The 20659-nt window shown below is 44.9% G+C and carries 17 protein-coding genes; 9 read left to right on the top strand and 8 right to left on the bottom strand.

Going from position 1 to position 20659, the window contains the following annotated elements; all coding sequences use genetic code 11:
- The first annotated feature begins 20 nt into the window (after positions 1 to 20).
- The gene (locus KUA46_RS02790) at positions 21 to 1052 is read left to right on the top strand and encodes an asparaginase (protein WP_218487029.1); all 1032 of its coding nucleotides are present in this window, start codon (positions 21 to 23) and stop codon (positions 1050 to 1052) included.
- Between the two features lie 673 nt (positions 1053 to 1725).
- Here KUA46_RS02790 and KUA46_RS02785 read toward each other — a convergent pair.
- On the bottom strand, positions 1726 to 3303 hold the full coding sequence (locus KUA46_RS02785) for a DUF4301 family protein (RefSeq protein WP_218434629.1): 1578 nt from the start codon (positions 3301 to 3303) through the stop codon (positions 1726 to 1728).
- Positions 3304 to 3855: 552 nt separating this feature from the next.
- On the opposite strand from KUA46_RS02785, the gene KUA46_RS02780 reads away from it, so the two are divergent.
- Positions 3856 to 6075 (top strand): RelA/SpoT family protein, encoded by a 2220-nt coding sequence (locus KUA46_RS02780; protein ID WP_118189910.1) that lies wholly within the window; start codon positions 3856 to 3858, stop codon positions 6073 to 6075.
- A 58-nt stretch (positions 6076 to 6133) separates the two neighbouring features.
- On the opposite strand, the gene KUA46_RS02775 is transcribed toward KUA46_RS02780, so the two are convergent.
- The 4 genes from KUA46_RS02775 to KUA46_RS02760 all read right to left on the bottom strand — a co-directional run bounded on the left by KUA46_RS02775 (position 6134) and on the right by KUA46_RS02760 (position 9695).
- A complete protein-coding gene (locus KUA46_RS02775) occupies positions 6134 to 8098 on the bottom strand; it encodes a tetratricopeptide repeat protein (protein ID WP_218487030.1) in 1965 nt (654 codons plus the stop codon).
- A gap of 104 nt (positions 8099 to 8202) precedes the next feature.
- On the bottom strand, positions 8203 to 8760 hold the full coding sequence (gene def / locus KUA46_RS02770; RefSeq protein WP_022121616.1) for a peptide deformylase: 558 nt from the start codon (positions 8758 to 8760) through the stop codon (positions 8203 to 8205).
- Positions 8760 to 9173: a Holliday junction resolvase RuvX gene (ruvX, locus tag KUA46_RS02765; RefSeq protein WP_006846875.1), complete on the bottom strand. Its 414-nt coding sequence runs from the start codon at positions 9171 to 9173 to the stop codon at positions 8760 to 8762. The genes def and ruvX overlap by 1 nt, the downstream gene beginning before the upstream one ends.
- Positions 9174 to 9209: 36 nt before the next feature.
- Complete coding sequence (locus KUA46_RS02760) at positions 9210 to 9695, bottom strand: SPOR domain-containing protein (protein WP_006846876.1); 486 nt, start codon at positions 9693 to 9695, stop codon at positions 9210 to 9212.
- A gap of 263 nt (positions 9696 to 9958) precedes the next feature.
- On the opposite strand from KUA46_RS02760, the gene KUA46_RS02755 reads away from it, so the two are divergent.
- From KUA46_RS02755 to KUA46_RS02745, 3 genes are read left to right on the top strand one after another with little or no spacing between them, the layout of a single operon-like run.
- A complete protein-coding gene (locus tag KUA46_RS02755) occupies positions 9959 to 10171 on the top strand; it encodes a YtxH domain-containing protein (protein ID WP_006846877.1) in 213 nt (70 codons plus the stop codon).
- A gap of 15 nt (positions 10172 to 10186) precedes the next feature.
- On the top strand, positions 10187 to 10540 hold the full coding sequence (locus tag KUA46_RS02750; RefSeq protein ID WP_153093392.1) for a phage holin family protein: 354 nt from the start codon (positions 10187 to 10189) through the stop codon (positions 10538 to 10540).
- Positions 10541 to 10555: 15 nt separating this feature from the next.
- Positions 10556 to 10819: a hypothetical protein gene (locus tag KUA46_RS02745; protein ID WP_022121618.1), complete on the top strand. Its 264-nt coding sequence runs from the start codon at positions 10556 to 10558 to the stop codon at positions 10817 to 10819.
- A 256-nt stretch (positions 10820 to 11075) separates the two neighbouring features.
- On the opposite strand, the gene KUA46_RS02740 is transcribed toward KUA46_RS02745, so the two are convergent.
- From KUA46_RS02740 to KUA46_RS02730, 3 genes are read right to left on the bottom strand one after another with little or no spacing between them, the layout of a single operon-like run.
- A complete protein-coding gene (locus tag KUA46_RS02740) occupies positions 11076 to 11855 on the bottom strand; it encodes an MBL fold metallo-hydrolase (RefSeq protein WP_218487031.1) in 780 nt (259 codons plus the stop codon).
- A gap of 37 nt (positions 11856 to 11892) precedes the next feature.
- Positions 11893 to 12948, bottom strand: a complete 1056-nt coding sequence (gene murB / locus KUA46_RS02735) for a UDP-N-acetylmuramate dehydrogenase (RefSeq protein ID WP_218487032.1) — start codon at positions 12946 to 12948, stop codon at positions 11893 to 11895.
- A 33-nt stretch (positions 12949 to 12981) separates the two neighbouring features.
- Positions 12982 to 13839 carry a DUF4348 domain-containing protein gene (locus KUA46_RS02730; protein ID WP_119238297.1) on the bottom strand — a complete coding sequence of 286 codons (858 nt, stop codon included), beginning with the start codon at positions 13837 to 13839 and terminating at the stop codon, positions 12982 to 12984.
- Positions 13840 to 13953: 114 nt separating this feature from the next.
- Here KUA46_RS02730 and pheS point away from each other — a divergent pair, with 114 nt between their 5' ends.
- The 4 genes from pheS to KUA46_RS02710 all read left to right on the top strand — a co-directional run bounded on the left by pheS (position 13954) and on the right by KUA46_RS02710 (position 20542).
- Positions 13954 to 14994, top strand: coding sequence for a phenylalanine--tRNA ligase subunit alpha (gene pheS / locus KUA46_RS02725; RefSeq protein WP_118079092.1), 1041 nt, complete (start codon positions 13954 to 13956; stop codon positions 14992 to 14994).
- Positions 14995 to 15026: 32 nt separating this feature from the next.
- Positions 15027 to 15578 carry a DUF3332 domain-containing protein gene (locus KUA46_RS02720; RefSeq protein ID WP_337428164.1) on the top strand — a complete coding sequence of 184 codons (552 nt, stop codon included), beginning with the start codon at positions 15027 to 15029 and terminating at the stop codon, positions 15576 to 15578.
- An 809-nt stretch (positions 15579 to 16387) separates the two neighbouring features.
- A complete protein-coding gene (locus tag KUA46_RS02715; RefSeq protein ID WP_218487033.1) occupies positions 16388 to 18799 on the top strand; it encodes a TonB-dependent receptor in 2412 nt (803 codons plus the stop codon).
- Positions 18800 to 18976: 177 nt separating this feature from the next.
- Positions 18977 to 20542: a carboxyl transferase domain-containing protein gene (locus KUA46_RS02710; protein ID WP_153093362.1), complete on the top strand. Its 1566-nt coding sequence runs from the start codon at positions 18977 to 18979 to the stop codon at positions 20540 to 20542.
- Positions 20543 to 20659 lie beyond the last annotated feature (117 nt).

Below are 20659 nucleotides of genomic sequence, written 5' to 3'. Positions count from 1 at the left end.
AATGTAAAGAAACAAAGAAAATGGCAAAAACAAAGATTCTCATCATCTATACTGGTGGTACCATCGGTATGGGAATGGACCCGATGACAGGTGTACTGGAACCTCTTGATTTCAATCACCTCGTTTCTTCCATGCCCGAATTCAAGCTCATTCAGGCAGAAATCGATGTGCGAAAATTCGACCCACCTATCGATTCCAGCGACATGGATCCTATGCGCTGGGCAGAAATCGTAAGCATGATATCCAACAACTACAACAACTATGACGGATTCGTAATCCTTCATGGCACTGATACAATGGCTTACACTTCATCTGCCTTGTCCTTCATGCTTGAGAATCTGACCAAACCTGTAATATTGACGGGTAGCCAGTTGCCTATCGGTGAATTGCGAACCGACGGCAAAGAGAATCTGATGACAGCCATAGAGATAGCTTCTGCCAAGAATGCTGAAGGACGCCCTATGGTGCCCGAGGTATGCATCTTCTTCAACGGCAAGCTGATTCGCGGTAACCGTGCCATCAAGATCAATGCCGAGGGATTTCATGCTTTCGATTCATTCAACTACCCTCACCTCTGCGATGTAGGAATCAATTTCCAATATCACGACCATCACATTCTTACGCCGGATTACAGAAAGCCAATGGTTCCACATCTGAAGCTCGATCCGAACGTCATCGTGTTCAGTCTCTTCCCGGGTATCCAGGATAACATTGTGCGCCACGTGATGGAATCACCAGACCTCCGCGGCATCGTGATGCGTACTTTCGGTTCAGGCAATGCTCCTCACACGCCATGGATCATGCGTCTTCTGGATCAGGCTGCCCATCGCGGAGTAAACATCGTGAACATCAGCCAATGTCTTACGGGCAGTGTAGAGATGGAACGCTACGGAGCCGGCTTCCAGTTGAAAGCTGCTCATGTGATAAGCGGATACGATTCTACGGTAGAGGCTATGGTCACCAAGATGATGTATCTGCAGGGAAGATATGCAGATAACAAAAAGGTAAGAGAAAAACTGACAGAATCTCTGGCGGGCGAAATCTCTATATAGTATAAGGTGAAATCTTCATCCATATAATGAAGCAATAAAGTAAATGACAAACTTGCGATAGTGTACACGATTAAGCTACAGATTGATAGTCTGTCATTTACTCGCTCATTATGAGGTATTTAGCGAAAACAAACAAAAATATTCTACTAAAACTGAATAGTATTGCAGGAAATATGCAGGAAACTTTTAAAGAAGGTTAAATATCGACAGATTTTTAGCCAAAAAACTTGTTGCATATCATTTTTTGTGTAACTTTGCAGCGTAGAAAAAAAAGTAAAAGATCAGTATCCTTATTAGATACCAATCCGTAATATAAATTAATAAATCAACAAAACCTACAAATTATGAACATTAACAAGGTAAAGGAGTATGGTGAGTTCGTAGAAATTGCGGCTCCTGTAGAAAGAACAACAGCTGAAGAGTATCCAACAGTATTAGGCGGAGAAATTTGGTACAACTAAGAACTTCCTGCTAAGGATTCCTATCCTTTGTATCAGATAGTTTTCCTTTAGCAGAACAGAAGCAAAAGGCTATTTTATTTGATTCAGAACATCTTATAATTTTTAGCAGACACATTAATAGCTCAATGATAAAGGCTCAATCCTCGAATAAAATCGGGAACTGAGCCTTTATTGTGTTTATATCTTACCATCGAGATATACGGAATCGGAAATTAGTGCTTACCACAGCAACCGCCCTCTCCGTGATGATGCTCGTGCTTGATGCCACCCTCTACAGCCTGATGCTGGTCGCGGAGCAGATCGTTCACGGTCTTCACTGGGTTGAATGTACCGAGAGGAACCTCTACGAATACTGTATTCCAGTCACTCATCGCACCATTCCAGAGACCTGGCAACTCGAGTGCCTTCAAATCCTTACCATTCTTACTCTTGCTGGAGATGAAACCGGTAGATGGGTCAACAAACTTAGGAAGATCGAAGGCATTGCCCTGATAATCCTTGGTAGCGCAGACGAGATCTACTGGGTTGAAGTGTGTTCCCTCGGTAAACATCTTCATATACTCCTCGTTATTCTTGTCAATCTGAGAGCTCTCCAAAATCTGAAGACTTACGGTACCATCCTGGTTATAAGTAAGGAATGGACCACCACCAGGCTCGCCTACGTTCTTAACGACACCGCAGACACGCATAGGACGGTTCAACTTCTTACGCAGATAGATAACCAGTTCGGCATCCTCCAGCTCCTTGATATCAGCCTTACGGCAGCAGAGGTCGCGCTGAACGAAGCGGATAATCTCCTCCAGCTTCTCATGGTTGTACTGACCGGAATCTAAAACCTTCAGATAATTGAAAGCCTGCTTCTGCAGAGTAACCAATACACCTGCAATCACCTGCTTCCAGGTAACAGTCTCAGCCTTCAGGCGATCAGGTACCACATTGTCAATATTCTTGATGAATACCACATCAGCATCAATCTCGTTGAGGTTCTCGATGAGTGCGCCATGACCGCCCGGACGGAACAGCAAAGAGCCATCCTCGTTACGGAAAGGAGTATTGTCTGGATTGGCAGCGATGGTATCGGTGCTAGGCTTCTGCTCTGAGAATGAGATGTTATACTTGATGCCGTAACGCTGTGCATACTTATCTACCTTCTCGGCTACCATCTGCTTGAAGAGTTCCAGGTGGTCGTGAGAAACGGTGAAATGAACGTTTGCCTCGCCGTTGCTGCTAGCATAGAGCGCAGCCTCAACCAGGTGCTCCTCCATTGGGGTACGAACCTCATCCTCATACTCGTGGAACTGGAGCAATCCCTTAGGCAACTGTCCGTAGTTCAATCCCTCTGGCTTGAGGAGATTAGCCACAACAGCCTTGTAATCACCCTTTTTGATAAGGCACATGATACCCTTCTCGTTGTTTACATGGCACTTATCGCAGAGTGCCTTGCGGAAAGCAAACTTCTTGATATTCTCGAAGAATTGTTTTTCGAAGTCAGTAGTAGGAACATCGTATGGAGCATCGAGGAATGCAAACATGTTCTTGAACATGCGGCTTGCCGCACCTGAAGCAGGTACGAACTTCACAATCTTGTGACCCTCAGCCTTGTAATCGTTCCACGCCTTCTCGTAGTTCTCTACCTCCTGAGCTGTAGGAGCCATGATACCCTTACCGATGGCAGCCGCACCCTCGAGTTTGAGGAATGGGAAGCCATTCTTGATTTGTTCCAACTGGTGTTCAATCTGCTGCTCGGAGATACCGCGCGCAGAGATTTGGTTTAGATCTTGCTGATTCATAATACCATATTTATGTTAAATTTACACTATATGTGCTACAAAGATAATAGTTTTTTCTGATAATCAGAAATATTTCCGCTTTTTTTTGTACCTTTGCATTGAAAATTTAACGAAGTAGGCGTTTTTTAACGCCGAATCGCCATTGTTTGTCAAATTTAAAATAGAATATTGCAACATGGTTAGTAAATTATCAAAAGAGCACGACAGAAGGTCGGGGCTATCACATTACCTCTATGGGGTATCTACATTATTTTTAAGTGGTGTAGGAATTGGCGGTTTATCGCCATTAGTAACAAACCAAGAATTGAACATATACAATTTACTTTGTTTGTTCATTGGAACGCTATCTGCAATTATCATTGCATATTGCGCTAATAGAATTATGAAGTATAACGATAAATAATATTATTATGGATGGATTAATGTTTATTTTTTCGCTGGGGCTAATTATTAGCAGCAGCTTTGCCATCTGGCTCAATACCAAATCTGGTCAGAAATGGATAGACGAGTTATAACAACTCAATAATATATCATCAGCAGGAGGGAACGACAATGAACGAAACACCTTTTAAATTCACATCCGAAGAAAAGGAACAGACACTCCAAATCCTGGAGCGCCTGAGAACCGCCGTGGGCGACACATTCAAACCAGGCGATGAGCAGCATCTGCGTGAAGACATACAGCATGCCTTCATCAACCATCAGATTAAGCGCAATGTCTTCGGAATGAATCCAATACTCGCTGCCCTGCAAACCGCAGAAATCGCAGTAAACGAGATAGGTCTGAAACGAGATGGCATCATCGCCATCCTGATGCAGACCAGCGTCATCGATGGCTATCAGACCATCGAAGAGATACAGAAGAAATACGGAGATAGCGTAGCCCACATTATCAGTGGTCTGCTTCGCATCCACGATTTATATAAGCGCAACCCTATCATAGAGAGCGAGAACTTCAGAAATCTGCTTATCTCATTCTCTGAGGATATGCGCGTCATCCTCATCATGATTGCCGACCGCGTGAACGTGATGCGACAGATTCGTGATACCGAACAGAAAGAGGCAAAGCATGAAGTAAGCGAAGAGGCAAGCTACCTCTATGCCCCACTCGCCCACAAACTGGGACTCTACAAACTGAAGAGCGAACTGGAAGACCTCAGTCTGAAGTATCTAGAGCACGACGCCTACTATATGATAAAGGACAAACTGAACGCCACTAAGGCTTCGCGCGATGCCTATATCGCCCGCTTCATCCAGCCAATCCAGGAGAAGCTCGATGCTGCCGGTCTGAAATATCATATGAAGGGCCGCACCAAGAGTATCCACTCTATTTGGCAGAAGATGAAAAAACAGAAGTGCGCCTTCGAGGGTGTATACGATCTCTTTGCCATCCGTATTATCCTCGATGCACCAAGAGAGAAAGAGTATATGCAGTGCTGGCAGACCTTTGCCCTCATCACCGACATGTATCAGCCAAACCCAAAGCGTATGCGCGACTGGCTCAGCGTGCCTAAGAGCAACGGTTATGAAAGTCTGCATACCACAGTACTGGGTCCTGAAAACAAATGGGTAGAAGTACAGATCAGAACCGAGCGCATGGACGATATTGCAGAGCACGGACTCGCTGCCCACTGGCGCTACAAGGGTATCAAGCAGGGAGAAGGCGGTATCGACGAATGGCTTGCCAATATCCGTGCTGCCCTGGAAAGCAACGATGATCTGCAGCTGATGGACCAGTTTACCACCGACCTGAAGGAAGACGAAGTATACGTGTTCACTCCAAAAGGCGACCTGCTGAACTTCCAGAAGGGAGCTACGGTACTCGACTTTGCCTACTATATCCACTCCCGCATCGGCAATACCTGTGTGGGCGGAAAGATTAACGGAAGAGCCGTCACCTTCCGACAGGAACTCCATTCGGGAGATCAGGTAGAAATCCTCACACAGAGCAACCAGAAGCCACGCCGCGAATGGCTCAACATCGTGCAGACATCCAAGGCTAAGGCCAAGATTCGTCTAGCGCTGAAGGAAACCCAGAAGAAGGACGGCCTCTATGCCAAGGAACTTCTGGAGCGCCGATTCAAGAACAGGAAACTGGATATTGATGAGAGCATCATGGCGCGCATCATCAAGAAAATGGGATATAAGGAGAACTCAGACTTCTATAAGGATGTTGCCGAGGAGAAAATCGACGTGAACAGCATCATCGAAAGATACATAGAGGAGCGCGACCACGACCTGAACCTCGCCAATACCAACAAGCCTGCAGAAAGTGCAGAGAATTTCGAGTTTGAGAATCCTACTGAGGAACTGATGAAGCAGAGCGACGATGTGCTGGTTATCGATGAGCACCTCAAGGGCATCGATTTCGAACTGGCTCATTGCTGCCACCCTATCTACGGCGACCCAATCTTCGGATTCGTTACCATCAGTAAGGGTATCAAGGTACATCGCATGGATTGTCCTAACGCCAAGGAACTGCGCCGCCGTTTCGGTTACCGCATCGTGAAGGCGAAATGGAGCGGCAAGGGAACATCCAAGTATGCCATCACGCTCCGCATCATCGGAAACGACGATATCGGTATCGTGAGCAACATCACCAACATCATTTCCAAGGAAGACAAACTCATCATGCGAGGCATCAACATCTCTTCCAAGGATGGTCTCTTCTCTGGCAATGTTACCGTGATGATTGATGATGCCGGCAAAACTGATGCACTCATCAAGAAACTGAGCGCCGTGAAGGGCGTTAAGCAGGTAACGAGAATATAAAACCGGAATACAGAAATAGATAAAAAAAAATCCCGCAGAGAAAATCTGCGGGATTTTTTTATTTCGACTTATTCAAGCGCTTGATCACAGAATAAGCATCATACAAACCAAGTTCTCCTGCCTTTGAAAGATCCTGGATGGCAGTCTGCTTATTGCCACTCTTGGCTCGTGCTATACCTCTATTATAATAAGCCTCTGCAAGGCGGTTATCAATTCTCAAGGCAATGGTATAATCATCTATTGCCTTTGAAAGTTCGTTTCTACCTGCATGAAGATTACCTCTATTATAATAGATGTAAGCATTGTTGCTGTTCTGGCGGATGGCATCACTGAAATCAGCCTCGGCAGAATGGATGTTCAGAACACCCTTGCCCTCAGCCTTGTTAAATTCATCCATCTCAGCCTGGCAGACAGCACGCTGCCAGTAAGCCAAAGAGTTCTTGTCATCGAGCGAGATATAATAGGTGAAATCACTGATGGCAGCCTCAAAATCACGAAGTACACTATGAGCGATGGCCCTGCGCATCAGGAGACGTTTTCTGGTTTCATTATCGCTCGCCACACTCAACTCCGCCGAAAGTTTATCAATCATCGAGAATATCTTCATAGAACCATTCTCATCGAGCTGCTCCTTACTGCAAACGATATAAACCTTGTCTGCCTTGGTATGCTGATTGAGCGCATCAACCTCCTTGTCATAAGCCTGAACTCCATTTACATTCTGATTGTTTGGGAAATAAGAGAGCTGATACATCGGCAGGAAGGCGGTTTCTACCTGACGGTTCTGAACCTTACCACGATATTCACTCTTATAGTTGTGTTCATACTTCGGTTCGTCATCTACTACCAACGAAGCAAACTTATTCGGGTCAACCTCAGAGCGCTTACGCATCTCCTTCTTGGTCTTTGCGCTCCATCTCGGCTGGATTCCGATATGCTTGTTCATCTGTGCCTTGAAGATACGGAATTCATCCATCTCTGCCTTGGCTGTCATGCCCAGGCGTCGGTAACAGCTGGCACGGTTAGACAAACCGGTCCAGAAGTTAGGGAACTGGCTGATAACCTTAGTATAATCCCTGATGGCTGCTCTCAGATTACCGGTCTTGTCATGCAATAGAGCTCGGTTGAAGATAGCCATGAAGTTTTGGGGTTCCATCTTGATAATGAAGTCGAAATCGGTGATAGCCCGGTTATCATCACCCAACTGTACACGCATCAGTCCTCTATTATAATGAGCCAGGAAATTGTTCGGATCCAGCTCAAGGGCATTGTCATAATCGCTCATCGCCCCCCTGAGGTTATTCAGATTGATACGCGCCAAAGCACGGTTGATGTAACTGTTCACATTGTTAGGTTTGAAATGCAGACTCTTGGTCAGCGCCTCATCAGCCGTTTTCCATTCCTTTCTAGCCAGCGCCATATAGGCACGCGTAGTCCAGGCATCCCCATCATACGGATTGAGCTGCAGACTCTTGTCTAGCCATTTCTCAGCCTGCACGGTATCTTTCTGATGCAGATACACTTCAGCCTTGAGCGAATAAGCATTCGACCAGTCTTTCCATTTTCCCACGATGGTATCCAGTTCCTGCTGCGCCGCCTCATACCTTTTGTTTTCCATCTGGCAGATAGCCCGGTTGAACCAGTAATTTCGGTTGCGCGGTTCCAGTCTGATAGCCTCATTATAGTCAGCTATCGCATCATCAAACCTGTTTTGTCTGATGCGACAGATGGCTCTCAAGTCATAAATATCATTGATATAGGGATTGAGATGCAACGCCTCGCTGGCATCACTTTCGGCACCCGTAAAGTCATCCAGATTAAATTTTGCCACACTGCGGTAATACCAAGGCTCATACAGATAAGGCTTGGCACCGATAGCCAGATTAAAATACTTGATTGAAAGGACGAAATCCTCATAATACAATGCACTCCGACCGGCCGTAACAAGTCGGTCTACACGATATTGGGCAGAAGTCGACATGGCGCCCATTACCATAAAAAGAACTAAGAGAATCTTCTTCATCTGTTCGTAACTCTCTGAAATAAAACCTATTGAATGTAGAATAAAAAAATATAGTAAGCCCAATCGTCACGATTACCATGAAGCTTACTATATTTTCGGAAGAACTATCGACGTATCTTAGTACGATAGGCAGCACGGAAATTGCCCTTGATGATACTCTTGAGCTTTCCTGCTATCATGTTCTTGCGAAGAGGAGACACACGGTCAACAAACATTGTACCCTCCAAATGGTCGAATTCATGCTGCATCACGCGAGCCAGATATCCCCCTATCCACTCATCATGTTCATTAAAATCCTCATCCATATACTTTACATGGATGCGTGTAGGACGAACCACCTTCTCATTGATACCAGGAATAGAAAGACATCCCTCTTCAGAAGAGTCGGTATTTTCCTCATCGCGCTCTAGGATATGGGCATTGATGAAAGCATGACGGAATCCTTTATACTCAGGGAAATCCTCGCTGAGCACATCCAGGTCGATAACAACGAGGCGGATAGGCAAGCCAATCTGAGGTGCAGCCAGTCCGATGCCGTTGCTGGAATCAAGGGTTTCATACATATTATTAATCAACACCTTGAGATCTGGATAATCAGGTGTAATATCTTCAGCCACTTTTCTCAGCACTGGCTGACCATAAATATAAATCGGTAAAATCATTATCTTCTTGATTGCAAATAATCCTGTAATATGATGGTAGCACTTATCTCGTCTACCAATCCTTTATTTTCTTTTCTCACTTTCTTCTTTACACCTCCATCTATCATGGCTCTATGTGCCAGGACTGATGTAAATCTCTCGTCATAATATTCAATTGGAATTTCAGGATGAGCCTTTCGCCAACGGTTGTAGAAGTTTTCTACTCTTGCCAGGTTTTCACTTGGCTGCCCGTTAGGTTGCATCGGTTTTCCGATAACAATGCGCTCCACCTGTTCTTTCTGAATATAAGTTTCGATATAAGTGAAAAGTTCATGTGTAGAAACTGTGGCCAACCCATTGGCAATAATCTGCAATGGGTCGGTCACAGCCAGTCCGGTACGTTTTTTACCGTAATCTATTGATAAAATTCGCATTAATCTACGGATATCTTATCCTTATATAATATCAGATTACTTCTTAAGGAGTAACCAAGCATCAGGATACTTACCAGCGCGAAGCTGATTGCGGCTCTTGACAGCAGCAGCCTTATCAGCAAATGTAGAAGCTACCACGCGATACATGTTACGCTCTGTGTTCAGGGCAATCTGAGCATCGTAGCCAGCGCTCTTCAATGTACTAGCCAATCCCTCAGCGTTAGCCTTGAGAGAGAAAGAACCCACTACTACGCTATAGCTTGACAAGCCAGAACCAGAGATGAGAGACACATCCTCAGAACGAACAGTAGCATTATCAACCTCTGTCTGCTCATCAGAAGGAGCCTGAGTCTCGAGAGGAGCTACAACTGGTTCCTGAGCAACAGGAGCCTGAGCAGCCTGCTGTTCCTGCTGCTGCGCCTTCTCATATGCCTTCTTATATGCACTTTCCTTAGATGTACCACAACTTGCGAGCGCCAAAACTGCGCACATTCCCATGCTTAATACTGTAATTTTCTTCATAATTCTTATTCGTTTTATTGTTTATTATTGTTGTTCATTCAATATAAATTTCGCGTTATGCGTTTTTTACTCTGCGAAAATACAAAAAAATGCCCGAAAAACGAAGAATATGCCGCCTAAAGTTTGTTAAATAAGGCTATTAAAACATTTTTAATGAAAAATTAAGGCTAAAAGGCTTGTTTTTTAAAGAGAATTTAGTATATTTGCATTGTCAAATGAAAATGACAAGAAGATAATCGTTTAACGTTTAAAATTTATAGCATATGAAAACATTAGGTTACATTGGTGCTTTCCTCGGCGGTGCTATCGCTGGTACAGCACTCGGTTTGATTTTCGCTCCTGAGAAGGGTGAGGATACACGTAGTAAGATTGCAGGTGCAGTAGACGATTTCTGCAAGAAGCACGACATCAAGTTGAGCCGTAAGGACGTTGATGATCTGGTTGACGATATCAAGGACGCAGCTCCTGAGGTTTAATCATCACCTATCATGATGTTCTCTAACGATAAAAATGTAGAAACTATCGGGCAGCTCATTGAGGTGCTTAAACATTACATCGGGCTTCAGAGCGAATTTCTGAAGCTCGATGTTGTGGATAAGGTGGTACGCCTGCTTACGGTCATTACCATGACCTTGGTACTTCTGGGCTTACTTACGCTTACCCTCATTTACCTATCCTTTGGCGCTGCTTTTGCATTGGCAGACTTAATAGGTAGTCTGACTTTCGGATTCTGCATTGTTGCTGCAGTATACCTATTTATATTAATATTATTTGTAATTTTCCGCCATAAGTGGATCGAGAGACCATTGGTCAGATTTCTGGCCAGCCTCTTAATGGAAAAATAACCTCCTTTTCGCAACATGACAAATCATTCAGAAATCACAGAATATAATTCCTTAAACGATATCCGACTCAAAAAAGAGGCGATACGCAAGGAAATTGATGCCGATGATGCCAAGATTCAGACTTTATGGAACTCGCTTTTCACAAAACCTGAAATCCTGTCACGCAATGCGAGTCCTAGCAAGCGACTGCAGAGTTTGCTGCAGGTGGGAGCAGGAGCATTCGACGGTGCACTGTTGGCTTGGAAACTTTACCGGAGATTCAAACCTCGGAAGAGATGAATCATATACCGTTTTGGGGAAAGGAAAGATGCCTTGGAAAAAGGCATTTTTTAGTCACCCAAAAGGGGATAAAAACAAAAAAGGGTCGCCGCTGCGACCCCAATACCTTGTTAACCTTAAATCTAATACTATGAAAAACACACATGCAAATATAGAAATAATCTATGATACTCGCAAATTTTTCTTAGCAAAAGATCTATTATTTTAATTTAATTAACTTTAATCAACCGGTTTTTAAACCTTTTTCAATAAAAGTTCATCTATTTTCTACATATATCTCCATTCCATCGAAGCCAAATTCAAAGCCTTCGGGCAGCCTTTTATTCGCTTCATCGTGAAAACCTATCTGATGAGTCACATGGATAAAACAAGTATGTTTTGCTCCTATCCTGCGCGACACCTCAATAGCATCAGATACAAGCTGATGGCTGTGATGTGTTTTCTCAAATCTGAGTGCGTTAATTACGAGTGTTTCCACACCTTCCAAATAAGCATATTCTTCATCACCCATAGATTTCATATCAGTAATATAGGCAAACTTACCAAACCGATAGCCGAGAATAGGCATCTTATCGTGCATCACACGGATAGGAACAAACTCAATGCCACCTATCTGATAATGCTCATGCGGATGAATGGTATGCAATTTGAGTTTCGGAGCTCCCGGATAGAGTTTTTCTGCATTCTTCGGAAAGCAGTAAGGCATCGTATGAGGCAGCCCCGCAGTAACGATTTCATCGCCGTAGATATTGATATCACCAAAGATACAGAAAGGGCGCAAATCATCAATACCACCAACATGGTCGTAATGGATATGCGTAACCAGCACACCATCTATCTTCCTGAAAGGCACACGCAACAACTGCTGTCGGATATCAGGTCCGGCATCTATCAGAATACGGGTATTCTCCGTTTCTATCATTGCCGCACTACGCAATCTTTTATCATGCGGATCGGTACTTCGGCACACTTCACAGTTACACCCCAACGAAGGAACACCGCCCGATGTGCCTGTACCTAATAAAGTTACCTTCATTAATTATCAAATATTTTTCTGAAAACAACCGAATTCTTCACTTCACATTCACTTCCGGATGAATCTCTATACCAAACTTCTGCTTCACATCCTCCTGGATGGTCTTACAGAGTTTTACGATTTCCTCGCCCGTAGCACCGCCACGATTCACTAGCACCAGTGCCTGCTTATCATGCACACCGGCCCGTCCCAGACTCTTTCCCTTCCAGCCACACTGATCAATCATCCAGCCAGCCGGAATCTTTTCATGGGAATCATCGATGGTATAATGAGGCATACCCGGATAAAGAGCAGCCAGTTCTTCGTACTTAGCCTTCTCTACAATAGGATTCATAAAGAAACTGCCTGCATTTCCCAGCACTTTAGGATCAGGCAATTTTGCCTCTCTAATTTCTATGATGACATCACGAAGTTGCTGGGCTGTAGGCTCAGCAATATGCTTAGCCTCGAGCGCAGAACGGATATTACCATAATCCAGATCCGGACGGAAGGTCTTCTGCAAACGGTAAATCACATGCGTTACAAGATACTTATCCTTCCACTCATGCTTAAATTTACTCTGACGGTAACTATACTCGCAGTCAGCATTATCAAACACCACTACTCTGCCCGTGGCTATCTCAACCGCTTCCACCTTATATATAATATCCTTGGCTTCCACACCATAGGCACCGATATTCTGAATCGCGCTGGCACCTACTTCACCCGGAATAATACTCAGATTTTCAGCTCCATGATAGCCATGCTCTACGGCATAAGCTACTACATCATCAAACACCTCGCCACTACCACAGGAAAGGAATACCCAATCCGGATTGCACAAAGCATCATCCCCCTCTGCAGCTGCCAAAGTCTTGTTGTCTAGAACCTCAATACCCATAATAGCCGAATGGAGCACTGTACCTGCATAATCACCGGTCAGCAAGAGATTGCTACCACCGCCCAGAATGAGCAGCGGCTGATCTGCCTCTGTCAGCAAGCCCACTATCTGTCGGGCTTCCTCAACCGATTCATACTCCAGAAATCTGCTGCATTTGGCATCGATGCCAAACGTATTGTGAGCCAAAAGGCTGTAGTTACGAATATCCTTCATATCTGGTTAAAACTATTACTACTAACTAAAAAGCTACATATTCAGTTTGATCAGTTCCCATTTTCCTCCAATCTTTTTGAAAGTAAGAGAGGTTTCCATACCATTGGCAATACCACGAATCACGAAAATTTTCCGGTTGCTCTCGGTATATTTCTGACCATAGATTATATTGTAAATCATGCCGTGAGGCAGTTGAGGCGCAAAGGCAGGCCATGTTTCCGGGTCTATATCGCCTGTCATCGTACTGAAATCATCATCAGGATCAGGACCGGTAAACTTCACCGGATTATGGATGTGGCGAGCCTGGAAAGCGGTATCAGTAGCAAAATGGCCGTAAAACTTCAGGAAACTGGCATTATTATTCTGATACATAGGCACGTAGCAGATGCTAGTCATCATCCACTGACCATTGATGCGATTAAACACAAACTGCTGAACTGTCTTTCTACTATAGAACACCTTTTCTATTACTACATGATCGATAGTAGTATCCTTCATCAATTTCATCTGTTTCTGATTATCAAAAATCAGCGTGTAATAATCCTGGCGCATGAAGAAATGCTCCATCTTCCAATGTTTTTTTTCTATCTTCTTGGTCAGTTTCTTACCGTGATATACCGGCAGCGGGAAGACAATACGACTTTTCTGCAACTTTCTGTTAGCTGCAAAATTAAACACAAAATCATCAAAAAGCTCGTCAGCCGCCTTTGGCATCGGAGTCTCCTCTATCAGCTGTTCTGTAGAGTCCATCGCTTGGGTGTCGGCAATCACCGAGTCGGATGAAGCCGAATCAATGGCAGGCGCAGGCTTCTTGTCTGTGCATCCCACAGACGTGAAACAAACGATGGTAAGCACCGCCATTAACACCGTTAATAAACAGAGTTTTTTCATAAACCTATTAAATTTCTCAAATTTTCCATGCAAAAGTACAACTTTCTTTTGAATTATTTCATCTTTTAAGCAAAAAATGTTATCTTTGCAGTCAAAAAAGATAAAAATATAGATATGTTATTAGAAAAAATAGACGAACTCTTGAAAGAAGTGAGCACTTTGACTGCCCAAAACGCAGAAGAAGTAGAGCAGCTTCGAATCAAGTATCTGAGCAAGAAGGGCGAGATTAACGCCCTTATGGCCGACTTCCGCACAGTGCCAGCCGACCAGAAGAAAGAGGTTGGTGTAAAAATCAACGAACTGAAGAACGCAGCCCTTGAGAAGATCAACGGACTGAAGGAGCAGATGGAAGAAGCCGAGGCATCAAGCGATGATATCGACTTGACCCGTACCGCCTACCCTGTAGCACTCGGTACTCGCCATCCACTCACCGTAGTGAAGAATCAGATTATCGACATTTTCGCTCGCATGGGCTTTACCCTTTTCCAGGGTCCTGAGGTAGATGACGACAAGCACGTATTTACGATGCTCAACTTTGCAGCCGACCACCCAGCCCGCGATATGCAGGACACCTTCTTTATAGAGAAGACCAACAGCGACGATGTTACCAAGAATGTGCTTCTCCGCAGCCATACTTCTGGCGACGAGGCTCACTATATGGAAACTCATGAGCCACCTATCCGTGTGCTCTGCCCAGGCCGCGTTTACCGTAACGAAGCTATCAGCGCCCGCGCTCACTGTTTCTTCCATCAGGTAGAAGGTCTCTATGTAGATAAGAACGTAAGTTTCACCGACCTCAAGCAGGTGCTCCTTACCTTTGCCCGTGAGATGTTTGGTGCAGATACCAAGATTCGTCTCCGTCCTAGCTACTTCCCATTCACAGAACCTAGTGCCGAGATGGATATCTCCTGCAACATCTGTGGCGGTAAGGGTTGTAACTTCTGCAAGCATACTGGATGGGTTGAGATTTTAGGTTGCGGTATGGTTGACCCTCATGATCTCGAGGCTTGTGGTATCGACAGCAATGTCTATACGGGTTATGCCTTCGGTATGGGTGTTGAGCGTATCACCAACTTGAAATATCGCGTGAGCGACCTTCGTCTCTTCTCTGAGAACGATACTCGTTTCTTGCGCGAGTTTGAGTCTGCTAAGTAAAAGATACTCAACATATAAATTAATTAATGACTATGAAGAAAAATTTAACTAAACCTGTCATCGCAGTCCTGCTGGGCACCTTGACATTCAGTTCTTGCATCGGCTCATTTGGCCTGACAAATTCCGTACTTGACTGGAACAAGAGAGCAACAGACAACAAGTTTGTAAACGAGATTATCTTCGTGCTTATCACTCCAGCTTACGCAGTATGTTCATTTGCAGACCTTCTCGTTATCAACTCTATCGAGTTCTGGACAGGCGACAAGGTGATTGGCCAGGTAGGAACTACTAAGGACGTAATGGGTAAGGATGGTCGTATGTATGCCATCAAGACATTGAAGAATGGCTATGAGATTACCGACCCAGATGGTGAGAAATCATACTTTGTGTTCGACAAGAAGCACAAGAGTTGGTCATACAGCAAGGATGGCGATATCCGTGAGCTTTTCAGCTTCAACGAGGATGGCAGCATCCAGGCTTGCTTGCCAAGTGGCGAGAAGATCAACGTCCCAGCAGATGCCAATGGTTTATACCAGGTTCGCATGGCTATGAATGATGGTTTGTTCTATGCATTCAACAAGTAAATAATCATAACAATTCCAGCCCGATAAAAGTGCACTTTTATCGGGCTTTTTTTATAATCTCCTTTCTCTTTTCCTAAGCAAGTTCATATTTCTACGTTTCCAACCAAACTCTCCTTAAAATGCCCAAATGTAAAAAAGTGTTTAAAGAAAGCAAAGAAGTGCCTTCACCACCCTTCACCCGTAACTCTCTGACCATCAAAAGAATCGCCAAAAAGGTGAAGGGTGAAGGTTTGAAAACTCTTTTTTATATATACGCGTGAAGGGTTAGGGTAAAAACCGAAAAAAAGACCCTAGGGTCAAAAATCGGAAAAACCCTAAAAAAGAATATAATATAAAGTTTAAAATATACCCTTCACCCTTCACCTCCCAAAAATCACATCAAAATTCTGTTCTGTATGCAACAGAAAATCATCTGCAGGAATCTGTGCCGGGACATATAATCAGGAGACAATTCTCTTTCGGAAAGATCATTTTATCCTTCGGAGATATTTTCCTATTTATCGGAGATATTATTTTATCCTTCGGAGATAATTTTCTATTCTTCGGAAATATTTCTTCGAATTTCAAGATAAGGCATAAAAATATAATTTTCGCCAACTTTATTTCCCGAATCCACACAATTGTCACAAATCGCATAGCTATGAAACAGAAAAGAATGTATCTTTGCAGCATCAATCATAAAGGTTGATGTAGATATGGTCTCGTCATGACTGCCAAATCGGGCTGACGCAAATGCATTACAACCAGTGACATTCATCAAAACTTGCAACCATCTACAATATTTTTCAGTTTTTCTCGTTAATAAAAGTATGAAAAATAGATTATTGATACTCACAATATGCCTCATCGCAACCATAAAGATGATGGCGCAGGAGTTTACCCTTCACGGCAAAGTGGTAGACGAGAACAACCAGCCACTGGAGTTTGCCATCGTTTCGGTGGCTAGCCAGGGAAAGACTGCCGTTACTTCGCTCAAGGGAGACTATAGCCTCAAACTGCATTCAGCAGACAGCGTGGTAGTCAAATTCTCATATATCGGCTTTAAGACAAAAACAAAAGTGCTGAGAAGACCGCGAGGAAAACAAACCCTGCAGGTGGTACTTCGCGAAGCATCCACCACCCTCGATGAGGTGAATATCAAGGGAGAGAAAATACAGTCGGACCAGATACAGGAACTGAAGACTAAGGACATGAAGATGACGCCATCTGCCAACGGAAATGGGGTGGAAAGTCTGGTTCAGCAACAGGCTGGCGTGAGTACCCACAACGAACTCTCTTCGCAATACAATGTGCGTGGCGGAGCCTTCGATGAGAACTCCGTATACATCAACAACGTAGAAGTATTCCGCCCATTCCTGGTTCGCAGCGGACAGCAGGAAGGCCTCTCCGTCATCAACCCTTATATGGTAGATAAAATCGGTTTCTCAACCGGAGGATATGCTGCCAAATACGGAGACAAGATGAGTTCGGCTCTCGACATCACCTACAAAACCCTGAAAGCAAAAAGCAAGAAGCCGGTGGTTGAAGGAAGTCTGGCTGCCAGTCTGCTGGGTGCTGACGCATACATCGGTCTGGGAACCCAGAAACTTTCATGGCTCAACAGCGTGCGCTACAAAACTACCTCTTACCTGCTCGGTTCGATGGAAACCAAAGGCGAATACAAGCCAAACTATCTTGACTATCAGACCTATCTGAGTTACCAGCCCAACAAACGCTGGAAGCTTGACTTCATAGGCTACATCTCTGATAATCACTACAACTTCGAACCGGAAGACCGAGAAACGAAGTTCGGAACAATGGAAAACGTAAAGAGCTTCAGAGTATATTTTGACGGTCAGGAAAAAGACCGTTTCCTCACCTACTTCGGTACACTCGGCATTACCCGCCAGTTTACCGCCAACACCAGTCTCTCGCTTCTGGGCAGTGCTTTCTATACCAAGGAACAGGAGAAATATGACATTCAGGGACAATACTGGCTTGACGAAACCGAGACTTCAGAAAACTTGGGAGTAGGTACCTATTTCGAACATGCCCGAAACTATCTCACAGCCCGCGTGATGAGTGCCAAACTGATGCTCAAACACAAGGTGAAGAAACATCAGATGGAAGCCGCAGTAAGTCTGAAGCGTGAACATATCGAGGAGAATTCTGTAGAATATGAGATGCGTGATTCTGCAGGATACAGTATTCCTCACAATGGCAAAGACCTCTATATGGTTTATTCACTGAAGGCTCGCAACGAACTGAATGCCAACCGAATGGAAGCTTATATCCAGGACACCTACCGTTTTTCGGGAGGAACAGCCGACAGTACCGGGAACGGACAGACACATTACACCCTGAACTATGGTATCAGAATGAGTCATTGGAATTTCAACAGAGAAACCATCGTGAGTCCTCGTCTGTCGCTCGCCATCATACCAGCCAACCACGAGAATACAACTCTCCGTTTTGCGGCAGGTCTGTATTATCAGGCTCCATTCTTCAAGGAATTGAGAGATACATCTACGGTGAACGGCATAACCATCGCATCGCTGAACAAGAAAATCAAGAGCCAGCGAAGCATCCACTTCATCGCCGGCTACGACTATAGGTTCAAGCTAGGAGACCAACGCTATAAATTCTCTGCCGAAGCCTATTACAAGGCTTTGAGTAATCTGGTTCCTTATTCGGTTAGTAACGTGAAGGTAGTTTATTACGGACAGAACGAATGCAGCGGTCATGCGGCAGGACTCGACTTCAAGCTCTACGGAGAATTTGTTCCGGGTACCGATTCCTGGCTCAGTCTTTCGCTCATGGATACAAAGATGAAACTGGGTGGCAAGAGCATCCCTTTGCCTACCGACCAGCGTTATGCGGTAAACCTCTTCTTCACCGATTATTTCCCAGGCAGCAAGAAGTGGCGCATGTCTTTGAAACTCGCCTTTGCCGATGGTCTTCCTTTTGCAGCACCCCACAGAGAGCTGGAGACCAACAGTTTCCGTGCCACCGCCTATCGCCGTGCAGATATCGGTATGAGTTATCAGCTGCTCGACAACAGCCGCCGGGAGAAGAAGACCTTCCTGAAGAATGTGATGCTGGGGGTAGATTGCCTCAACCTCTTCGGCATAGACAACGTAAACAGCTATTACTGGGTGACAGATGTAACCAGCCAGCAATACGCCGTACCTAATTATCTTACCGGCAGACAGCTCAATGCCCGCATTCTTTTGGAATTTTAGGACCAAATAATAGTGATTTTTCACATTATTCTAAATATTTAACCGTAGATAGTTCGCTATCTGCGGTTTTTTTCGTATCTTTGCGCCCGAATTATGCGATGACGGTTCGTCCGTTCATTCCATGGATTCAGGAAACCATTCTATAAAGAATAAAGAAATAATACATAATAATCAATTATGAGCAAACAAGTAGAAAAGATTAAGGAGCTGATCGCTAAGCGCGAACAGGCTCGTCTTGGCGGTGGCGAGAAGGCCATCGAGAAGCAGCATGCACGTGGCAAATATACCGCTCGTGAGCGTATCGAAATGTTGGTAGATGCCGGCAGTTTCGAGGAGTATGATATGTTCAAGTTGCATCGTTGCACTAACTTTGGCATGGAGAAGAAGCAGTACCTCGGTGATGGTGTTGTAGCTGGTAGCGCTACTATAGCCGGCCGTCTGGTTTACGTATATGCTCAGGACTTCACCGTAAATGGTGGTTCACTCTCTGAGACTATGGCACAGAAGATCTGCAAGGTAATGGATATGGCTATGACTATGGGTGCACCTGTTATCTGTATGAACGACTCAGGTGGTGCTCGTATTCAGGAAGGTATCTGCGCCCTCGCTGGTTACGGTGAGATTTTCGAGCGCAACATCCTCGCTTCTGGTGTCATTCCACAGATTTCTGCTATCATGGGCCCTTGCGCCGGTGGTGCCGTTTACTCTCCAGGTTTGACCGACTTCATCATCATGAAGGAGCAGACTTCTTACATGTTCCTGACTGGTCCTAAGGTTGTCAAGACCGTAACTGGTGAGGACATCGATGCAGAGCACCTCGGTGGTGCATCTGTTCACGCAACCAAGAGTGGTGTTACCCACTTCGCTGCTAAGACAGAGGAAGAGGCTATCGAGATGATCAAGAGCCTGCTCTCTTACATCCCTAGCAACAATACAGAAGAGGCTCCACGCGTAGAGTGCACAGACCCAATCGACCGCATGGACGATACTCTGAACGAGATTATCCCAGACGATCCAAACCAGGCATACGATATGTATAAGGTAATCGGTGCTGTAACCGATAACGGAGAGTTCTTCGAGGTTCAGCCTAAGTTCGCCAAGAACATCATCACTGGTTTCGCCCGTTTCAATGGTCAGAGCGTTGGTATCGTAGCCAACCAGCCAGCAGCTTACGCAGGTGTACTCGATGTAAACGCTAGCCGCAAGGCAGCCCGCTTCGTTCGTTTCTGCGATGCCTTCAATATTCCTATCGTATCTCTCGTAGACGTACCAGGATTCTTGCCAGGTACAGGTCAGGAGTACAACGCTGTCATCCTCCACGGTGCACAGTTGCTCTACGCTTACGGCGAGGCTACCGTGCCAAAGATTACTATCACATTGCGTAAGAGCTACGGTGGTAGCCACATCGTGATGGGTTGCAAGCAGTTGCGTGCCGACTTGAACTTCGCTTGGCCATCTTCAGAGATTGCTGTAATGGGTGCCAGCGGTGCCGTTGCCGTTCTCTGTGGTAAGGAAGCTAAGGCTAAGAAGGAAGCTGGCGAGGATGTAAAGGCATTCCTGGCTGAGAAGGAGCAGGAGTATACTGACAAGTTTGCTAATCCATATCAGGCAGCTCAGTATGGTTACATCGATGATGTCATCGAGCCACGTAACACCCGTTTCCGCATCTGCCGTGGTTTGGCTCAGCTCGCTACCAAGCGTCAGAACTTGCCAGCTAAGAAGCATGGCTGTATGCCAATGTAATATAGAAATGTTGAATGTTGAGTGTAGAATGTTGAGTTATATACAGACTCAACATAACAGAAGGGCGCAAGCCTAATTCAACACTCAACAATCAACACTCAAAATTAAAGTAAAAAC

It is taken from the genome of Segatella copri (assembly GCF_019249765.2).
In the GTDB taxonomy this organism is placed as follows: domain Bacteria; phylum Bacteroidota; class Bacteroidia; order Bacteroidales; family Bacteroidaceae; genus Prevotella; species Prevotella copri_K.
Note: the sequence above shows the minus strand (reverse complement) of the source record. Positions and strands in the feature narration are given on the sequence as shown.